This is a genomic window from Hymenobacter terricola, assembly GCF_017921975.2.
Taxonomy (GTDB): domain Bacteria; phylum Bacteroidota; class Bacteroidia; order Cytophagales; family Hymenobacteraceae; genus Hymenobacter; species Hymenobacter terricola.
Window position 1 is genome coordinate 567,811 of sequence record NZ_JAGEMO020000001.1, and the last position, 18,731, is coordinate 586,541.

Annotated in this window: 17 protein-coding genes; 14 read left to right on the forward strand and 3 right to left on the reverse strand. The window is 58.2% G+C overall.

Annotation, left to right across the window (positions count from 1 at the left end):
- Window positions 1-1,551: 1,551 nt before the first annotated feature.
- On the reverse strand, window positions 1,552-2,334 hold the full coding sequence (locus J4G38_RS02180) for an alpha/beta fold hydrolase (protein ID WP_210518132.1): 783 nt from the start codon (window positions 2,332-2,334) through the stop codon (window positions 1,552-1,554).
- Window positions 2,335-2,579: 245 nt separating this feature from the next.
- Here J4G38_RS02180 and J4G38_RS02185 point away from each other — a divergent pair, with 245 nt between their 5' ends.
- The 4 genes from J4G38_RS02185 (at window position 2,580) to arfB (ending at window position 6,543) form a co-directional block, all read left to right on the forward strand.
- Entirely contained in the window at window positions 2,580-3,980 is a 1,401-nt protein-coding gene (locus J4G38_RS02185) for a carbohydrate porin (RefSeq protein ID WP_210518134.1), read from the forward strand.
- 137 nt (window positions 3,981-4,117) lie between these two features.
- Complete coding sequence (locus J4G38_RS02190) at window positions 4,118-4,846, forward strand: head GIN domain-containing protein (RefSeq protein WP_210518136.1); 729 nt, start codon at window positions 4,118-4,120, stop codon at window positions 4,844-4,846.
- A 203-nt stretch (window positions 4,847-5,049) separates the two neighbouring features.
- Entirely contained in the window at window positions 5,050-5,997 is a 948-nt protein-coding gene (locus J4G38_RS02195; protein WP_210518138.1) for a 3-oxoacyl-ACP synthase III family protein, read from the forward strand.
- 141 nt (window positions 5,998-6,138) lie between these two features.
- A complete protein-coding gene (arfB, locus tag J4G38_RS02200; protein ID WP_210518140.1) occupies window positions 6,139-6,543 on the forward strand; it encodes an alternative ribosome rescue aminoacyl-tRNA hydrolase ArfB in 405 nt (134 codons plus the stop codon).
- A gap of 235 nt (window positions 6,544-6,778) precedes the next feature.
- Here the strand turns inward: arfB and mgtE are convergent, their stop codons facing one another.
- Window positions 6,779-8,155, reverse strand: a complete 1,377-nt coding sequence (gene mgtE / locus J4G38_RS02205) for a magnesium transporter (RefSeq protein ID WP_210518142.1) — start codon at window positions 8,153-8,155, stop codon at window positions 6,779-6,781.
- A gap of 179 nt (window positions 8,156-8,334) precedes the next feature.
- On the opposite strand from mgtE, the gene J4G38_RS02210 reads away from it, so the two are divergent.
- On the forward strand, window positions 8,335-9,159 hold the full coding sequence (locus J4G38_RS02210) for a cyanophycinase (protein WP_210518143.1): 825 nt from the start codon (window positions 8,335-8,337) through the stop codon (window positions 9,157-9,159).
- A gap of 89 nt (window positions 9,160-9,248) precedes the next feature.
- Window positions 9,249-10,298 (forward strand): toxin-antitoxin system YwqK family antitoxin, encoded by a 1,050-nt coding sequence (locus tag J4G38_RS02215; RefSeq protein WP_210518145.1) that lies wholly within the window; start codon window positions 9,249-9,251, stop codon window positions 10,296-10,298.
- A gap of 55 nt (window positions 10,299-10,353) precedes the next feature.
- Here the strand turns inward: J4G38_RS02215 and J4G38_RS02220 are convergent, their stop codons facing one another.
- Window positions 10,354-10,713 (reverse strand): YraN family protein, encoded by a 360-nt coding sequence (locus J4G38_RS02220; protein ID WP_210518146.1) that lies wholly within the window; start codon window positions 10,711-10,713, stop codon window positions 10,354-10,356.
- A 108-nt stretch (window positions 10,714-10,821) separates the two neighbouring features.
- On the opposite strand from J4G38_RS02220, the gene lipB reads away from it, so the two are divergent.
- The 8 genes from lipB to porL all read left to right on the forward strand — a co-directional run bounded on the left by lipB (window position 10,822) and on the right by porL (window position 18,688).
- On the forward strand, window positions 10,822-11,613 hold the full coding sequence (lipB, locus tag J4G38_RS02225) for a lipoyl(octanoyl) transferase LipB (protein ID WP_210518148.1): 792 nt from the start codon (window positions 10,822-10,824) through the stop codon (window positions 11,611-11,613).
- Between the two features lie 76 nt (window positions 11,614-11,689).
- Window positions 11,690-12,106: a hypothetical protein gene (locus J4G38_RS02230; protein ID WP_210518150.1), complete on the forward strand. Its 417-nt coding sequence runs from the start codon at window positions 11,690-11,692 to the stop codon at window positions 12,104-12,106.
- A 74-nt stretch (window positions 12,107-12,180) separates the two neighbouring features.
- Window positions 12,181-13,263, forward strand: coding sequence for an MraY family glycosyltransferase (locus J4G38_RS02235; protein ID WP_226163066.1), 1,083 nt, complete (start codon window positions 12,181-12,183; stop codon window positions 13,261-13,263).
- 83 nt (window positions 13,264-13,346) lie between these two features.
- Window positions 13,347-14,465: a DUF4271 domain-containing protein gene (locus J4G38_RS02240; RefSeq protein ID WP_210518151.1), complete on the forward strand. Its 1,119-nt coding sequence runs from the start codon at window positions 13,347-13,349 to the stop codon at window positions 14,463-14,465.
- 73 nt (window positions 14,466-14,538) lie between these two features.
- A complete protein-coding gene (locus J4G38_RS02245) occupies window positions 14,539-15,369 on the forward strand; it encodes a uroporphyrinogen-III synthase (RefSeq protein WP_210518153.1) in 831 nt (276 codons plus the stop codon).
- Window positions 15,370-15,535: 166 nt separating this feature from the next.
- Window positions 15,536-16,531: a PorP/SprF family type IX secretion system membrane protein gene (locus tag J4G38_RS02250; RefSeq protein WP_210518155.1), complete on the forward strand. Its 996-nt coding sequence runs from the start codon at window positions 15,536-15,538 to the stop codon at window positions 16,529-16,531.
- A 248-nt stretch (window positions 16,532-16,779) separates the two neighbouring features.
- Entirely contained in the window at window positions 16,780-17,799 is a 1,020-nt protein-coding gene (porK, locus tag J4G38_RS02255; protein ID WP_210518156.1) for a T9SS ring complex lipoprotein PorK/GldK, read from the forward strand.
- Between the two features lie 121 nt (window positions 17,800-17,920).
- A complete protein-coding gene (porL, locus tag J4G38_RS02265; RefSeq protein WP_210518158.1) occupies window positions 17,921-18,688 on the forward strand; it encodes a type IX secretion system motor protein PorL/GldL in 768 nt (255 codons plus the stop codon).
- Window positions 18,689-18,731: the final 43 nt, after the last annotated feature.

Consider the following 18,731-nt stretch of genomic DNA (forward strand, 5'->3'; position numbering starts at 1 on the left):
AAGCCTGTTGTGCCTTGCGCGCCAGCCGCGCCAGCGGCCCCGGTTAAGCCAACTGCCCCCTGAGGACCAGCTGCGCCAGCTGCGCCTTGGGCGCCGATTGCACCAACTGGGCCTTGGGCGCCGGTCAGGCCAATCGGGCCCTGCGAGCCGGTGGCCCCGGTCAGGCCCGTGGCCCCTTGGACCCCGGTTGCTCCGGCTGCTCCGGCCGGAATTGTAAATCTGAGAACGGCGGCCGTGGCGGTTCCGCTATTGACAACAGACGCATTCGTGCCAGGTGCTCCGGTCGCGGTTGAGCCAACGGATATGGTCGTGGTTGGTAGCGTTACCGTGCTGTTTATTACGCCATTGCCAATAGTAAGCTGTTGTCCGCTTACACTCAGTACATCGAGCGGCTGGGCGATTAGCTTGCCCACAGCGTTGGATATTATTTTGCTGGTCGTTCCAGTTCCTCGTCCTAGCGAACCAACCGTGGCACTGCCGCCAACCTGCAAATTGCTGCCAAGGGTACCGTTTCCTGAGATATTAAAATCTGCGGTGTTCTGTACGGAAGTTTGATTAAGAATGTAGGCTGCCTGGGCCGATGACGAACTGTTGTTGCCTATCGTATTTGGGGTACTACCTGTTTGGGGAATCTTAACCACTCCGACGGTACTCCAGGAATCCACCCCGACGGGCGCTCCGGTGGTCACAACCCGAACCCAGCTGGTTGGGCTGCTTCCTTTGGCGCCCGTGGCTCCCCCGGCATTGTAGTAAAGCCCCGGCCCGCCAAGCAAATCAGGGCTGGTGTTGAAAATCATGAGCCCGGTGGCCGGGTTTTCTACCGTGGTGTTGTCGGTAGCTGATTTTAGGGCCACTCGTGGGATGAGCAGGCCCCGATTGCTGCTCGATATATCGAGCGCGGCTGATGGGTCGGGGGTGCGTGTGCCAATTCCTGTCTGGGCGTGGCCCAACATGGGAATCGACATAATCACCCCAACGGATGCAAGCCTCAACAGAAATCCAAGAGGTAGTTGAGTTCTCATTCAGGAATTGAAAAAAGGGTTGAAAAAAGAATGAATATGAATCCTTCCGTAGAAGGGCACAATATTATTTCTTTAATCCAGCTCAATCCTAAGCGAGATTTATTTTTATGACGTCACCTTATTATTTATTGTTGGTTTAATCATATTAAAATAACTACTGTTTGGGCTGCGTTGTTTTTAATTTTTTGAGCAATTTTATGAAATTTCGTTAAAATTTAAGTTTTAAAACCGATTTCAATATTTTGTATAATGAATATTTTTTATTATGATAATTGTTGTTTTATCACAAAATAAATATTTCAATTTTATTTATAAATTATTTTATAGACTGGGTCCGTTTTGTATAGTCAAATATTCTTCGTAACTGCAGGCCTTGCCGGTGATTTGGTCAGGCATCAGCCAGAAACTAAAGCCAAAAAAATAAAGTAAATTATCTGAGTAATATGCAGAAAATAAGCGTATTATATCTGAAAAATAGCCGCGCTTTCTTATATCGTGCGGGGCGATTGAACCAAGCAGGAACGCCGCCTTACTGCTGCACAAAAGCCTGCACCAGTCCAAATACTTCCTCGGGCTTTTCGGCGTGCACCCAGTGGCCGGCGTCGACCATCGTGGCTACTTCCGAGTTAGGAAACAGTGCCGGAATGCCGGTCAACTTGTCATCGGCCGTGATGTAGTCCGACAGGCCGCCCCGGATGAATAAGGTTGGTTTCAGAAACGGAGTGGCGCTGGTGGTGGCTTCGCCAACGGCGGCCAGGTCCTCGGCCAGGACCGGCAGGTTGATGCGCCAGGCGAAGCTGTTATCCTCCTGCCGGTACAGGTTTTTCAGCAGGAACTGCCGGGTGCCCACGTTGTCAATGTATTGGGCAAGGGCGGCATCGGCTTCCTGCCGATTGGTGAGGGTGGCCAGGTTCACCGCGCGCAGGCCCGCCAGAATATTGTCCTGATGCTCCATATTGGAGAAGCGCGGGGCAATATCTATAATAATGAGCCGGGCCAGGCGCTCGGGGTGGTCGAGGGCGAGGCGCATGGCCACTTTGCCGCCCATGCTGTGGCCCATCAGGGTGGTTTCCGGGCCCAGTTGCAGGTGGTCGAAGAGGGCCAGTACATCCTGAGCCATAAGGGCGTAGGTATGCTCGGGGCTGTGAAACGAGCGGCCGTGGTTGCGCAAATCGACGCTGATGACGCGCAGGCCGGCTTCGGTGGCCCAGCGTCGCGCCAGGGTCTGCCAGTTGTCGAGGGTGCCGAACAGGCCGTGGAGGATAACCAAGGGCGGGCCCTGGCCTTGGTCGAGGTAATGGAGCAAAGGCATGGGGCAAAAATAGCGAATGCCTTTCTGGCCGGGCCGGAAAGGCAGGAACATCACGCCTCAATAAACGGACAACAACAATTCGGGATTTGCTTTTCGTGTAATCTAAATTAATTTTTAGACTAATCTAAAAATTCATACATTTGTCATGTCCATAGCTCTTGCTTTGGGGTTTGTTTTTATCTTCGAGTGTAGTGCAAGGCCTTACATTTCGTGGTTGTCTTTGTTTTTCACTCTATTAGCTCACTTTGCGCTCATCCTTACTTTCGTTGCTGCTCGCGGCGTTGCCGCTTGCTACTCTGGCCCAGGTCACTCCGCCCGGCACCACGCCGCCGGCTACGCCACCTAACGCGGCTCCTGCCCAGGAGCCCATTCACCAGCCCAACGACACGCCCGAAAAGCCCCGCAACTGGAGCCTGCACTTTCAGCAGACGCTCATCGACCAGTGGCACAACAACCTGACCACGCCGTATTCGGGGGAATACAGCCTGGCCGACCGCGAATCGGCGAAGCTCTCGCTCACCACCACGCTCTTTATCGGGCGGCGGCTGTGGAAGGGCGCGGCCCTTTATTTCAACCCCGAGGTGGCCGGCGGCAGTGGCCTGAGCGGGGCGCGGGGCATTGCGGGCTTCACCAACGGCGAAACGTTCCGCATCGGCGACCCGGCCCCGAACCTGTACCTGGCCCGGCTGTACCTGCGGCAGGTATTTGCCTTGGGCAGCGGCACCGATGTGGACGAAGACGATTTCAACCAGCTGGCCGGCCCGCGCCCTACGCACTACTTCGCTATCAACCTGGGCAAGTTCAGTACCGCCGATTTTTTTGACCAGAACAGCTACTCGCACGACCCGCGCACGCAGTTCCTGAACTGGAGCCTGATGAGCGCCGGCGGCTGGGACTATGCCGCCAACACCCGCGGCTACACCGTGGGCGGCGTGCTCGAATACGTGACGCCCGACTTCGCCCTGCGCTTCGCCTCTACCCTGATGCCCACCCTGGCCAACGGCCCAGTGCTGGACTTCCACTACGGCACGGCCCACGCCGAAACGCTGGAGCTGACCAAAACCTACCACCTGGGCGGGCGGCAGGGCACCTTGCGGGTGCTGGGCTTCCGCAACGTAGCGGCCATGGCCACCTACCGCAGCGCCGTGGCCCTGGCCCAGGCCACCGGCGAGCAGCCCGATGTGGTGAACGTGCGCCGCGACGGCCACACCAAAGTAGGGTTCGGCCTGAACGCGGAGCAGGAAATCAGCAAAAACGTGGGCCTGTTTGCCCGCGTGAGCTACAACGACGGCAAGAACGAAACCTGGGCCTTCACCGAAATCGACCAGAGCGCCAGCCTCGGCGTGGTGAGCACCGGCACCCGCTGGCAGCGGCCCGACGACCGCCTTGGCGTGGCCGTGGTGGTGAACGGCATCAGCACCGAGCACCGGGCCTACCTGGCGGCGGGGGGCTACGGCTTCATTGTGGGCGATGGCGCGCTGAACTACGGCCTCGAGCAGATTGGCGAGGTGTACTACAGCATTGCTTTGCCGAAATACCACGCCAGCATCAGCCCCGATTACCAGTTTGTGGTGAATCCGGCGTATAACCGCGACCGTAGCGGGCCGGTGCACGTGGTGGCCGTGCGGCTGCACGTCGAGTTTTAAGCAGGGCGATTAAGTTGCGGTTGCGACTGCGCAGCTGGCCAGCAGAAGAAAGGAGAAAGCGGCCGGGCAACCCCCGGGGCGGCAGCTGCATCTTTGAAATGTCAGGTTTAAATCATTCACCTTTCCCCTTTTTTCTGATGAGCAAGTTGCGTAATAAATCGATGTGGGCCAGCCTGATGGTGCTGGCCGTGGGCGTGCTTTCGTCCTTCACCAACGCCGGTCCCACGGCCGACCGCGAAACCCGCTCGGTAGGCACATTCACCGAAATCAGCCTGGGCGGCTCGGCCCATGTGGTGGTGAAGCAGGGCAGCCCCCAAAGCGTGGTGGTAGAAGCCAGCAAAGAAGACCTGGCCGATTTTGAGACGGCTGTGAAGGACAAGCAGCTGCGCCTGGGCTACCGCAGCGACAACGGCAATATGTTCAACCACAAAGACCACGGCCCGGTGACCGTGTACATCACCGCGCCCAGCCTGACGGCCCTGCGCGTGGGCGGCTCGGGCAAGCTCGAAGTGGAGGGGCACCTGAAAACCGAGGCCCTGAGCCTGGCCGTGTCGGGCTCGGGCAACCTGCAGGTGCCGCAGCTCACAGCCAGCAGCGTCGAAACGGCCGTATCGGGCTCGGGCGACGTGGTAGTGGGCGGCAGCTGCGGGCAGCAGGAAGTCCGCATCAGCGGCTCGGGCAAGGTGAAGGCGCATGAGCTGCACACGGAGACGTGCAAGGCGCGCATCAGCGGCTCGGGCGATGCCCATGTGTACGCCAGCCGCACGGCAGAAGCCACTATTTCCGGCTCGGGCAGCGTGTTTGTGGCCGGGGGCGCGCAGCTGAGCAGCGTGGTGCACGGCAGCGGCCGCATTCAGAAGGAGTAACTGGTTGTTAGTTGTCAGTTGGTAGTTTTTAGCGCTTCGAGCAACCACTGACCACTGACAACTACCCACTACCACCCACCAACCAAGTGCCCTCCGGTATAAAATTCGGGCATATTGGGCGGGCACCCCGGCCGCCGCGGGCCGGGCAACGTACCTTTGCCCGGCCGAAAGGTGCGTTAGAATTTCCCACCCAACACCAACCTGTGTATCTTCATCATGTGGCTGCTTACCTTCCGGAGGCAGTCGTGACCAACGCTCATTTCACCCGCCTCAACGGCCTGGCCAACGAGTGGATAATTGAGCGAACCGGCATTCAGGAGCGTCGCAAAGCGGGCCCTGACGAGAATGCCAATACCATGGCCATCGCCGCGACCCGCGCTGTTTTTGCCGCTGCTCCCGCCTTTGCCTCCGATAGCGTTGACCTTATCGTGGCCGGCACTTACACGCCGCACGATACCATTTTCACGGCCGCACACGCTGTGCAGCGCGACCTGGGCGTGAACGAGATTCCGACGGTCAGCATTTCCTCGGCCTGCGCCTCTCTGCTGAACGCGGTGGAAATAGTGGAGGGCTACTTTGCCATGGGCAAGGCCACCCGCGCCGTGGTGGTGGTGAGCGAGCACAACACGGCCTACAACAACGAAGAAGACACCATGGCCGGCCACCTGTGGGGCGACGGCGCGGCGGCGCTGCTGTTTTCCAAGGAGCGCATCAGCCCCGACGACCTGTCCATTGCCGAAGTCATCACCGGCGGCGCGGCCCCCGTGGGCAAAGCCGACGAAGCCGTGACCCTCAAGCCCGTGGAAAAAGGCATTGTGATGCCCTTCGGCCGCGACGTGTTTCAGCAGGCCTGCATCTACATGGCCCGCGTGACCCAAACCTTGCTCGACAAGCACCACCTTGCCGCCACGGACCTCACCTACCTCATTCCGCACCAGGCCAACCTGCGCATCTCGAAGAACGTGACCAAGCAGCTCGGCATCGACCCGGCCCGCGCCGTGAGCAACATCGAGCGCCTCGGCAACACCGGTTGCGCCGGGGCCGCCATCGGCCTGGCCGAAGTATGGGACCAGCTGAAAAGCGGCGATACCGTGATTATTACGGTGTTCGGCGGCGGGTACTCCTACGGCGCGATGCTGCTCAATAAATAAGAAGTAATCGTACATTAAGGGACGTCATGCTGAGCGGAGTCGAAGCATCTCGCGTGGGGTAGTGATTTATTTACTATTGCGGTAGAGATGCTTCGACTCCGCTCAGCATGACGTCCCTTTTCTAGCTTCCCATTCGACCCTGTGCTTCCCCCCGCCGCTGCTTTCCTGCCCGAAATCACCTTCCAGACCAGCCGTTCCAGCGGGCCGGGCGGGCAGAATGTGAACAAGGTGGAGTCCCGCGTGGAGCTGCGCTGGCACCTGATGGATTCGCAGGTGCTGACCGACCTGCAGAAGGCGCTGATTCTGGAGAAGGTGGCCAACCAGCTCACCGCCGAGGGCCTGCTGCTCATCACCGCGCAGGACGACCGCAGCCAGCTGCGCAACAAGGAAATTGCCCTGGCCCGCTTCCACGCGCTGCTGCTGCGGAGCCTGCGCCGGCCCAAGCCCCGCAAGGCCACCAGGCCCAACAAAGCCGCCGTGCGCAAGCGCCTCGAAGGCAAAAAGATTCAGGGCGAGAAGAAGGCCAGCCGCCGGAAGCTGGAGTAGCGCCGGCCCCCGCCACCCGTGGCGGTAGGCCCGGGCAGTGCCTCCGCATGGCCCGCCACTGGTGGCGGTAGGGGCAAGGGGTGTGCCCACACGGCCCGCCACTGGTGGCGGTAGGCCCGGGCAGTGCCTCCGCATGGCCCGCCACCGGTGGCGGCAGGCATGGGCACACCCCCCACACGGCCCGCCACTGGTGGCGGAGGTTTTCGGAAGTAAGGGGTGGGGGCCGCCGCCCGGCCTACAGCAGCGTGCCGTGCAGCATCACCAGGGCCACGGAGAAGTAAATAATCAACCCCGTGACATCGACCAGCGTGGCCACGAAGGGGGCGGAAGACGTGGCCGGGTCCAGGCCCAGCTTCTTGAGCAGCAGCGGGAGCATGGAGCCCGCCAGCGAGCCCCACAGCACGATGCCCACCAGCGCAATGCCCACCGTGAAGGCCACCATGAGCCAATGCGGGCCATAAATGGGGGTGATGCTTTGCCAGATGGCAATGCGGGCAAAGCCCACGATGCCCAGAATAACGCCCAGCGCCAGGCCCGACAGGATTTCGCGCCGCAGCACCCGCCACCACTCGCTGAGGGTGAACTCGCCCAGCGCCATGGCCCGGATGATGAGCGACGTGGCCTGCGAGCCCGAATTGCCGCCCGAGCTGATGATGAGCGGAATGAACTGCACCAGCACAATGGCCTTTTGCAGCTCGCCCTCGAAAAACTGCATGGCCGAGGCCGTGAGCAGCTCGCCCAGAAACAGCACCACCAGCCAGCCGGCCCGCTTCTGCACCATGCGCATGAGCGGCGTGGCCAGGTAAGGCTCGTCCAGCGCCTCCGAGCCGCCGAGCTTCTGCATGTCCTCGGTGTCTTCCTGCTCCCGGATGCTCAGGATGTCGTCAATTGTGACGATGCCGAGCAGAATGCCCTGGTCCGACACCACGGGCAGGGCGTTGCGGTCGTTGCGCCGGAAGATGTCGATGGCGTCTTCCTGGTCCTGGCTGGCGGTGAGGTGCACGAAGCGGCGGTCCATCAAATCGCGCACCCGCGCCGTGGGGGCCGAAAGCAGAAACTCGCGGATGCGAATGTCATCAATCAGCACGCCGTGCGCGTCGGTCACGTAGAGCATGCTCAGCGTTTCGGACTGCCCGCCGTGCTGCCGCACGTAGTCGAGCACCTGCTGCACCGTCCAGTTCTCGCGAATGGCAATGTAATCGGGCGTCATCAGGCGGCCCACCGAGTCTTCGGGGTAGCCCAGCAGCTGCAAAGTCACCTTCCGCTCCGGCTCCGACAGGCTCTGGATGAGCTCGGCCACGAAGTTGGCGGGCAGGAATTCGAGCAGGGCCGTGCGGTCATCCGGCGACATCTCGTTGAGGATGTCGGCCATCTTGTCCTGGGCCAGGTTGTCGAGAAAGTGCCGCTGCACCTCCAAATCGAGGTATTCGAACACCTCGGTGGCCAGCTTCAGCGGCAGCAGCCGGAAGATGATGAGCTGCTCCCGTTCTTCTTCTTCCTCAATAAGGGCCACCAGCTCCGACGGCTGAAAGTCGCGGAGTACCTGCTTTAGCTTGAAAAATTCGCCCTCCTGAATCAGGGACGTGATGGCTTCCACGGTCTGCGGCTGCATAAAAAGAGGGGAGGTGCTTCGCTAGGCAAGCGGGGTTGAGGGAGAAAATATTCCGTGCAAAAGTAGGGCGAAGCCGCCGGTAAATGGGAGCCGCAGAGCGAGCTTTTCCCATTCTCTGCTTCCATTTTGGCCCCACTTCCGTCGCATCTCCCCATCTTGCCGTCCCAAACCCCCGCCAAATGCCCACTGCTTCCGCTTCTCCCGCTGCCGCGCCGCTGGGCACCCTCGTGGTGCTGGGCGGCGGCGACGACGACCCGCTGCTGACCTTGCTGGGCCGCCTGCTGCCCGGCCCCGACGCCACCATCGAGGTGCTCACCACTGCCACCCGCCGCCAGCCCGCCCGCACCGCCGCCGCCTACGCCCACTCCTGGCACCTGCTGGGCTACCCCCATGTCCGGCATCTGCAGGTTGATGAACACAACCCGGCCGACGACCCCGCCACGCTCATGCGCCTGCGCCGGGCCACGCTGGTGTTCATGAGCGGCGGCGACCAGGAGCGCCTCACCGACTTCCTGCTCAACACCGAATTTCTGGCCATCCTCAAGCATAAGTATCTTACCGAAGCCACGTTCATCCTGGCCGGCACCAGCGCCGGGGCCTCGGCCGTGGCCGAGTTTATGCTGGTGAACGGGCACGGCTGGCGCAGCCTGCTGGGCGGCCAGATTGAGGTGAAGCCCGGCCTGGGCCTGCTGCCCGGCGTGCTGCTCGACCAGCACTTTGCCGAGCGCGGGCGCTACCCGCGCCTCATGCACGCCGTGCTGGCCCAGCCCACGCTGCTTGGCATCGGCCTGAGCGAGGAAACCGGCCTGCTCATCCGCCACGGCCGGCCAGCCGAGGTTTTTGGGGAAGAGTCCGTGGTCGTCGTCGATGCGGCCCAGACCACGCACAACAACCTGCCCGGCCTGCCCGAGCACCAGGTTATCAGCGGCCACGGCTTGCAGGTGCACTTGCTGAAGGCCGGCCAACTCCTCGACCTGACTAGCCGGGAAGTCAAGGGCGAATGAGATTCACTCGTTGAATCAATCCCGTTCACCCCTGGGCACCAAACCGCTATACCTTTGCGTTGATGCCGCAAAAATATTCCGTTCGATTCATGCGCATACTTGGTCTTTGGCTGCGGCCGCTGCGTTTCCTGGGGCTTGGGCTGGTGCTGTTCACGCTGCTGCCGTGGGCGTGCACCCGCAAAGCCGTTTCCTTCAACAGCAACCCCGACCAGCCCCTTGCCGCCGTGCTGGGGGCCGATACGCTCACGCACACCGCCGATTCGCTCCGGGGCAAGCCCTCGCTCAGCACCGCCCGCAAAGCAGTGCTCACCAAAGAGCAGGCGAAAGCCGCGAAGGACGCCGAGAAAGACACCGAGCGCAAGTCCAAGAAGAAGAAGAAAAACGTCTTCCTGGGCGAGAAGATGAAGCGGGCCTTCGCCAAAAGCGGCCCCAAAGGCCGCAACCAGACGATTGAGATTTTCTACTTCCTCAAGTACCCCAAAACCCTCAATGCCTACGCGCCGGCGTATTATTACTACGACACCAAGAAGCACAAAGTCCTGAAGCTGGCCGCAGTGCAGGAAGATGCGCCCAACCTGAAGATTCTGCACGGCCCCTACAAAAAGATGCAGAATAACAAGGTGCTCGAAAGCGGCTACTACGCCCTCGGCACCAAGCACCTGCGCTGGGAGAGGTTCGATAAAAATGGCGTGCTGCTCACCAAAATCCACTACGAAATGGGTTTCCCGCGCGATGCCAACGTGAGCTACTACGGCGAAGACCGCGGCAAAATCAACGAAGTGGTGCCCTACGTGGAGGGCAAGCTGGAAGGCGACTACGCCAAATTCCTCGTCAACGGCCAGCCCGACTGGCGCGGTCAGTTCGAAAACGGCCGCAAAGTGGGGGTCTGGACCAAGTTCTGGGGCTTCCGGGGCCGCCGCCACTACGAGTACCAGTACGCCGAATCGGGCTACGACCCCGAGGTGGCCGAGCCCGAGCTGATTCGGGAGTACAACCGCAACGCCGTGCTCATTTACGACAAAGAGAAAAGTATCGACAAGCGCGGTCAGCCCGATGTGGAGGAACGCCCCGGCCAGCGCCGGCCCACGCCGCGCGCGCCGCTTCGTGCCCCGGCCAAAGTGGCCCCCAAGCGTAAATAGATGGGCTGATGTGCTAAAGAGGGGCGTTGTATCGCCACATCAAAGAATCAGCACATCAATAAAAAGCATCCTCAAAATGCTCGATGCGAAAGCCTTGGCTGAGCAGGGTGAGGGCCACAATATCGAATCGGATGTCGCCGCGCCAGTCCAGTTCTTCCTGCAAATGGGTAGCCGCGAGCCGGAATAGCTCCTTTTTGCGGGCCGATACGAAGGTTTCGGGTGGCCCGTACTGGCCCGAAGAGCGGGTTTTGACTTCTGCGAAAACCAAGAGCTCGGTGCCGCGCCGCAGCACGAGGTCTACTTCGGCCCGGCCGTGACGATAGCCGCGGGCCAGCACCTCAAAGCCCTGGGTCAGGAAGTAGTCGGCCGCCGCGGTTTCGCCGGCCTGGCCTAGTTCGTGGGGCGCGTGGGCCATGTGGGGAAGTCGATATCCAACGGGGAGCCGCAAGCTAACTGCCAGCCAGCACAAGCTAAAGCTTACGGGGGGTAGTACCTTTGCGTCCCGTTTCATCAACCCACGCCCATGGCTTCCCCCGTAGAACAGTTCGCCCCCCAACTGCTCGACACCCTCCTTCCCGACGACGCCAGCCCCTCTCCCAACCGCACGGTGCGGGTGCAGCGCCTCGGGTTGGTCGACTACGTGCCCACCTGGCGCCTGCAGGAAGAGCTGATGGACGCCACGCTGGCTATTAAAATTCAGAACCGCCAGGCCGAAACCACCGGGGCCGCGCCAGTTGCCACGCCCAACCACCTGCTGCTCTGCGAGCACCCGCACACCTACACCCTGGGCAAAAGCGGCAAGCCCGAGCATTTGCTGCTCGACGAAGCGGCCCTGGCGGCGCACGAAGCCAGCTTCCACCGCATCAACCGCGGGGGCGACATCACCTACCACGGGCCCGGCCAGCTGGTGGGCTACCCCATTCTCGACCTCGATAACTTCCGGCCCGACATTCACTGGTACCTGCGCGTGCTGGAAGAAGCCGTTATCCGCACCCTGGCCGAGTACGGCCTCAATGCCGGTCGCATCGCCGGACTCACCGGCGTGTGGCTCGATTGGGAAGCCGGGGCGCCCAACCCGCGCAAAATTTGCGCCCTCGGTGTGAAATGCAGCCGTTGGGTCACGCTGCACGGCTTTGCCCTGAACGTCAACCCCGACCTTACGTACTTTGGCCATATCGTGCCCTGTGGCATCACTGACAAGGCCGTTACCTCCCTGGCTCAGGAGTTGGGCAGCACCGCGTCGGTATCGGTGGCCGAAGTCCAGGAGCGCCTGCTGCCTTATTTGCTGCAATTGCTCGACGCCACCGCCGCCTAACACGTATCCGCTTATTGCCCGTCGGCAACCACAAAAAGCTGTTTAATCCGTCAAAATCCGTTAAATCTGTGGTCCTGTGAAACAAGACATTTCTTTTGACCCGGTAGAAGGCGTTTCCGTGGCCGTGATTCCCGACGACCAGGCCCTGACGCCCGAAGGCCAAACCATCTGGCAAGTGTACCTGCTCAATCACAATGCCTTTCCCCTGCACAATGTCATCGTGAACGCCAACGGCTACGGCGAGCAGGAAGATGGCGAAAAGGTGCGCACGTCCACCCTCCGCTTCCTATTCGAGGAGGTGCCGCCCCGCACCGCCGTGCCCGTCGAGGCCATCGATTCGGCCCTGTTTCACCTCAACAACCAATATTGGGTGAGCTACTACCACGGTCCCCAGATTTTCGACAAGAAATTCATTTTCGTGCCCGACTCTATCGTGCCTAATAACTTTACGCATATCGCCTTACTTGACCGTCTAGGGGTGCTTCACAGCTGATTTCATGTCTATTTCCTGCTATTCCGTAGGTTATTATTTCTACCATTTACCCCTTCATCCCTAACGCATTTCCCATGAATCATTTCGATATTCCATTAGGCTTGTCCTGGATGTGGGCGTTGCTGGTGTCGCTGTTTGCCGTGCCGTCCATTATCTACATCGCTCACCTCAAAAACATGCTCGATACGCCCAACGGGCGCACCGTGCACCAGTCGCTCACCCCGCGCCTGGGCGGCGTGGCGGTTTTCGCGGGCTTCATGTCGGCCCTCACCATCTTCGCGCCCCTGCAAAATGGCGTGAAAGAGCTGCTGGCTGGCTGCATCATCCTGTTTTTCGTGGGCCTGAAGGATGACCTGGTGGGCATGTCGGTTTCGAAGAAATTTGTGGGGCAGCTGCTAGCCACCGGCATCGTGATGATAATGGCCGATGTGCGTATCACCAGCTTTCAGGGCATTCTGGGCATCGGGACGTTGCCCGTTGGCATCAGCTACGCCTTCACCCTCGGCGTCATCGTCGGCATCACCAACGCCATCAACCTCATCGATGGCCTCGACGGTCTGGCGGGCACTATCGTCCTGATTATCTGCAGCACGTTCGGCTACTATTTCTATGCGTACGGCGGCGAAGGCTTTGCCAACTACGCCTACGTTGCGGTCTGCCTGATTGGCGGCCTGCTGGGTTTCCTGCGCTATAACTTTCACCGGGCCCCTATTTTCATGGGCGATACCGGCTCTCTGGTGTGTGGGTTCATCGTGTCAGTCCTGGCCATTCAGTTCATTGAAATGGGCGTGCGGGTGGGCCAGCCTTTCGGCTCTTCGTCGCCCTCGGTGGCCGTCGGCATCCTGTTTGTGCCCTTGTTTGATACCATTCGGGTCTTCTCGCTGCGGATGCTGGCCGGTCGCTCGCCCTTTTCGCCCGACAAAAACCACATTCACCACCGCATTCTGGCCATGGGCTTCCAGCAAATCAGCACCGTGCTGCTACTGGGCCTGCTCAATATCCTGGTGATTCTGTTCGTTATCCGGTTCGCTGCCCTCGGCAATACCGTGCTCATTGTGTCACTGGTGAGCTTTTCGGCGTTGCTGAGTGTTTTCTTCGGCGTGTACCAAAGCCGCATTTCCCGTCGCCAGCTGCTGGCTGCCGAAAGCGGAAGTTAAGCCCAACGTATATGGTAGCCTCGGGCTCATTGCGCACGTCATGGCTGCTCGCCTGGAGCCTGTTACTGGCACTGATAGGCGCAGTGCGTCCGGTCCAAGCCAGCGAATACCGCCAGCTGCCACCCGCTTCGCCCACGGCCCTTTCCAACGACTGGCTCATCCACGATGCCGCCCGCAACCGGCTGATTTTCTACCTGCCGGGCTACCATCAGCCCGCTCACGCGTACTACCAATGGGTCCGGGTGGGCCGCAGCCAGCCTTTTCCACTCGCCTTTGCTGCGCAGCCCGGCCTGAGCTTGTTTCTCGATAACCAACTCGTTTTCACGGCCCGTGCGGCCACCACCTACTCGCTCGACCTCGCCCAGTTGCTGCCCGCGAAGCTGGCACCGGGCACGCATCTGTTGGCCGTGTGGCAGCCCGACGGAACCCCCGCTTTGGCTTCATTCTCAGGAATCAGCCCCATCAGTACCGTTCCCGGCCGGGCCGAGGCCCAAGTCGGACAGGCCCAACCACGCTTGCCTGGCCCTCAGGGCCAGAACGTCTATTTGGGCTTTTTGCTGGTGCTGGGCCTCTCGTATGGGGCCGTTCGCACCACCTACCAGCCCGGTTTGGCGCGCATTTTTCAGATTGAAGAATTGTTCGGCAATGGCAGCGACCAACAGGCCTTTCTGGCCAAGCCCGCTTTCTCACTGCTCAATTTGCTGCTGGTGCTGCTTTTTTCCTTATCATTTGCGCTGCTGCTCACCGCCATCCATACCGACTTGCAGAACCTGCCGCTGTTGCGCCGTTTCTTCGACGTGCCCGAAACCGCTATTGTGGCCCGGGTGCTTCTTTACACGGCCATTATTACCACCTTCGTTTTCAGTAAATACGTGTACGTAGGCCTCCTGGCCTACATTTTTGGTCTGCAGCCCCTTGTCAATATTCAGTATCGCGAGTTCTTGCGCACCACGCTCTTGGCCGGTTTGTTTTTGCCCTTGGTGCTCTTGCTCTACCTTAGCCTTAACGGTAGTTTTCCCCGCACGGTGGCGTGGGCTGCCAGTGCCGCCATTGGCATTGGGCTCATCGGCACCGTTTCCCGGGTTGCCCGCACGTTGCATCATCACACCTCGCTGCTGAATCTGCATTTGTTTGCCTACCTTTGCGCTACTGAAGTACTGCCTTTATTGGTTTTACTTAAGCTCATTGTTTTTACGTACTGATTAGCCCCGCTATACCGTACGATTTAGTTTACTTCCCTCTTCTTATTGTCCTAGCATTACCTTTTCTTCCTGTATGGCCGAGAGTGCAGATAAGCCGGGCACAGGCCGGCATGCCAAGCGCATCAGTAGCATCCTGGTTACCCAGCCCAAACCTACCAACGACGTTTCTCCCTATTTCTCCATTGCCGAGAAATACGGAATTAAGGTAGATTTCCGGGAGTTCATTGAAGTGCAGCCCGTTTCTTACAAGGATTTTCGGCGCGAAAAAATAAATATACTGGAATATACAGCTGTTATTTTTACCAGCCGTAACGCCGTTGACCATTTCTTTCGCATTTGCCAGGAAGCCAAGCTGGAAATGCCGGCAGAAATGAAATATTTCTGCATTTCTGAACAGACGGCTAATTATCTTCAGAAGTACATCGTATTGCGTAAGCGTAAGCTTTTCGTTGGCGAGCGCACGGCTGCCGACTTATTCGACGTCATCAGGAAGCACAAAGGGGAGAAGTTTTTGTACCCCTGCTCAGATATTCGCAAGGACGACCTTCCGGTATTTATGCGGGCCAACAATCTGAAGTTTTCGGAAGCCGTTATCTACCGCACAGTGGCCAGCGACCTTTCCGACCTTTCGGACGTGAAATACGACTGCATTGCCTTCTTCAGCCCTTCCGGCATCAGCTCGCTATTCATTAACTTTCCTGATTTTGTGCAGGGAGGTACTCGCTTGGCCGCTTTCGGCCCTACCACTGCCAAGGCGGTAATTGATGCTGGCCTGATACTCGACATCGAAGCGCCCCATCCCAATGCGCCATCCATGACGGGTGCCATTGAAGCCTACATCCGTCTGCATGCCCAGTCAGACGTCGGAAAAGCCAGCCCTAAAAACGTTAACCCCAACGTCTAGTTGGTTTAAGCCATTGAAAACCGGAGCAACCGCCCATTTGCTCCGGTTTTTTTTGCCCGAATTTTTTAGAGACGGTTTTTCCCTTACATTTGGAAGCTAGACATCTTGTAGCCACCCGCCGCAACCCACCACCCTCTTCTTCCACCACCATCACCACCCCGCTTCTATGAAAGGAACGTTACTCGCAACCCTGCTGCTAACAGCTGCAGCTGGTTCTGCGCTTGCTCAACAGCAGCCTCAGTTCACCCATTACGGTCTCAATGGGATGTACTTGAACCCGGCCTATGCCGGTGTCAAGGGCCAAGGAGAAGTAAGCCTCATTGGTCGTTACCAATATTTGAACTACAGTGGCACGTTCGACGGCGGCGGTTCGCCCCGCACGGGCCTGATTACAGTTTCGCTACCCGTTCCGGCCCTCAGTGGCGGCGTGGGCCTGGCCGTCTACTACGACCAGGTGGGCCAGTCGAAAATGACCAACGCCGCGCTCTCTTATTCGCAGCATATTAAACTGGGCTCCGGCAAGTTGGCCTTCGGCATTCAGGGCATTTATACTTACCTGAGCAAAGGCACTTACAACGCGATTGACAAGGATGACATCAATGTGCCCAGCGATGCCTCCGATAACAAGTTTGATGCGGGCGCCGGCATTTGGTACGAATCCCCGAAATTTTACGCAGGTATCAGCCTCAACAATCTGGCTCGTTCTGAGTACTCGTTCAAAAGCGCGGGAACCAAAGGCATTCAAAGCCGGTATTTATCCGAGAACCACGCCTACTTCACAGCCGGCTACAATATTGAGGCGTCTTCCTCCGTTATAGTGACGCCAATGGTGCTTGTGAAAGATGTACTGCCAGGCAGCTTCTCGAGCAAGAGTAAATTTGATAACGCAAAGAACTACTCCTTTGAAGGTGGCGTTCGAGCCACAATCGACGATAAGTATTGGATAGGTGCCAACTACCGCCACGAAGAATCCGTTTCGGGACTTCTTGGTTTAAGTTTTGCTAAAGACAATGCAATTCGCGTCGGTTATGCGTTTGACTTTATCGCCTTCAATCAAGATGCGCGGGCCTTCAGCTCGCACGAAATTATGCTCTCCTACCGCCTGCCTAAGCCCGGCCTGATTACCCGCCCGGCTATTCGCACGCCCCGTTACAGCTTCTAATTTTCCTATTTTCTTATCTTGCTCGCCAAAAGGCATTATCCAATTCAGTTAGGATAAATTTTAGTCGGCCTCGCAGACGATAAAACGGATTAACCGAGTTATTTGCGCTATTCAGCGTATTTACCCCCAATTTAGTAGTGTGCAGAAATAGTTAGCTATTGCACAGTTTCCTAAATAAGTGTAGATTTGCCTGCCCATCTAAATGTACTTTAGCGGTATTGGTAATTAAAACAGATTTTTTAACTCTCATGAACAAGCTTCTAGCATTATCCCTTTTCGCTATCTCTGGGGCATTATTAGGCGGGTGCGGATTTGGCAAAGGCCCCCAGGGTGACTTGGTAGGCGCCGAAGACCGCCCCATTTTTAACCCTCAGGAAGTGCCTTTTGGCATGGTTCCCTGCCCCGGTGGTACTTTTCACATGGGCCAGACCGACCAGGACATCTCCGCATCGATGGTTAACATGAACAAGCAGGTGACCATCGCCGGCTTCTACATGGACGAAACGGAGATTACCAACAACGAATACCGCCAGTTTGTGGACGCTATCAAGCAAGACTCGCTGGACGTGCTAGGGGAAGAATACGTGATGACGGAACTGTACCCGGATACCACGGTGTGGGTACGGGACTTTACCTACCACATGGGCGACCCTCTGTTGGAGTACTACTACACTCACCCAGCGTTTGATGAATATCCAGTGGTCGGCGTTGACTGGTTTGCTGCTAAGTATTTCTGCAACTGGCGCACAAAGTTCCGCAATGCGGCCCGCGAAGAAGCCGGCTATGCTAACGACCCGAACTTCCGTTTGCCTTCCGAGGCCGAATGGGAGTACGCTGCTCGCGGGGGCCGTGATTTGGCTACGTATCCCTGGGGCGGTCCTTACCTGCGCAACAGCAAGGGTTGCATGCTGGCTAACTTCAAGCCCGGCCGCGGGGATTACGCCTCCGATGGCTTTGCTTACACCTCGGAAGTAGGTTCTTTCTTCCCCAATGACTTTGGTTTGTACGACATGGCCGGCAACGTGTCGGAATGGTGCGATGACGCTTATATGGAAGCCTCCGTGCCGGTTGTGTGGGACTTGAACCCTACCAACCCGGATGACAACGAGCCCCGCAAAGTGGTGCGCGGTGGTTCGTGGAAAGACATTGCGTACTTCCTCGAAACAGGCACTCGCAACTTCGAATACCAGGATTCGGCTCGCTCGTACATCGGTTTCCGGTGCTCGATGATTCAAATTGGTATGGGCACCAACAGTTCCCTCAACTAAAAATTTAAACGGCCAAACGCCATATTTTTAACCACCCTCCCCCTTCCAACACCTTCTTTCAACCCCTTTCAACAGTTAAAATCTCATGGCAGCTAAAGGAAGTTTTCTCTACGATACGCTGATGCCCAAAATTTACGGCATCGGTGCAGCCGTTGTAATTGTCGGTGCATTGTTCAAAATCGAGCACTGGAAAGGTGCCGACTCTATGCTAATTGTAGGTTTGGGTACGGAAGCCGTTATCTTCTTCCTAAGCGCATTCCAGCCCCAGGCCCACGAGCACGACTGGAGCTTGGTGTACCCGGAATTGAACGAAGGTTATGACCCCTCAACGGGCGGCAAACAAAACGATAGCAGCGCTAAAGGCTTGACGATGAAGCTGGACGATATGCTGAAAAATGCTAACGTAACGCCGGAGGCTCTCACCAGCTTGGGCCAGGGCCTGAACCGCTTGAGCACCACCACATCGCAGCTGTCGCAATTGGGCGAGGCTACCAACGTGACCGACGAGTACACCAAGAAAGTGCGTTCGGCTGCCGACTCGCTCGACAAAATCAACGTGGCTTACGGTAACACGGTAGAGGCAATTTCGGCCATGTCGAATGCTACTTCCGATGCTAAAGAGTACCACATGCAGGTGCAAAACGTGACCAAAAATCTGGGTGCTCTGAACGCAGTGTATGAAATGGAGTTGCAGGATGCCAACACGCACCTTAAGTCCATGAACCAGTTCTACGGTACGCTCAGCAAGGCCATGGACAACATGACCCAGGCTGGTAAAGACACCGAGCAATTCCAGAAGCAAGTATCTGACCTGACGGGCAACCTGACTTCGCTCAACCGGGTGTACGGCAATATGCTGAACGCCATGCGTGCTCCTGCCCAAGCTTAAGGCTTAGGAAGATAGCAAACAGTTAGTTCTTCATCCAATTTTA

Excerpts from the sequence above, each read along its gene's own strand:
- J4G38_RS02250 (WP_210518155.1), top strand. The coding sequence starts at position 15,536 with ATGAAAGGAACGTTACTCGCAACCCTGCTGCTAACAGCTGCAGCTGGT.
- J4G38_RS02215 (WP_210518145.1), top strand. The coding sequence starts at position 9,249 with ATGCGCATACTTGGTCTTTGGCTGCGGCCGCTGCGTTTCCTGGGGCTT.
- J4G38_RS02235 (WP_226163066.1), top strand. The coding sequence starts at position 12,181 with ATGAATCATTTCGATATTCCATTAGGCTTGTCCTGGATGTGGGCGTTG.
- J4G38_RS02220 (WP_210518146.1), bottom strand. The coding sequence starts at position 10,713 with ATGGCCCACGCGCCCCACGAACTAGGCCAGGCCGGCGAAACCGCGGCG.
- J4G38_RS02210 (WP_210518143.1), top strand. The coding sequence starts at position 8,335 with ATGCCCACTGCTTCCGCTTCTCCCGCTGCCGCGCCGCTGGGCACCCTC.
- J4G38_RS02180 (WP_210518132.1), bottom strand. The coding sequence starts at position 2,334 with ATGCCTTTGCTCCATTACCTCGACCAAGGCCAGGGCCCGCCCTTGGTT.
- mgtE (WP_210518142.1), bottom strand. The coding sequence starts at position 8,155 with ATGCAGCCGCAGACCGTGGAAGCCATCACGTCCCTGATTCAGGAGGGC.
- J4G38_RS02190 (WP_210518136.1), top strand. The coding sequence starts at position 4,118 with ATGAGCAAGTTGCGTAATAAATCGATGTGGGCCAGCCTGATGGTGCTG.
- porL (WP_210518158.1), top strand. The coding sequence starts at position 17,921 with ATGCCCAAAATTTACGGCATCGGTGCAGCCGTTGTAATTGTCGGTGCA.
- porK (WP_210518156.1), top strand. The coding sequence starts at position 16,780 with ATGAACAAGCTTCTAGCATTATCCCTTTTCGCTATCTCTGGGGCATTA.
- lipB (WP_210518148.1), top strand. The coding sequence starts at position 10,822 with ATGGCTTCCCCCGTAGAACAGTTCGCCCCCCAACTGCTCGACACCCTC.
- J4G38_RS02245 (WP_210518153.1), top strand. The coding sequence starts at position 14,539 with ATGGCCGAGAGTGCAGATAAGCCGGGCACAGGCCGGCATGCCAAGCGC.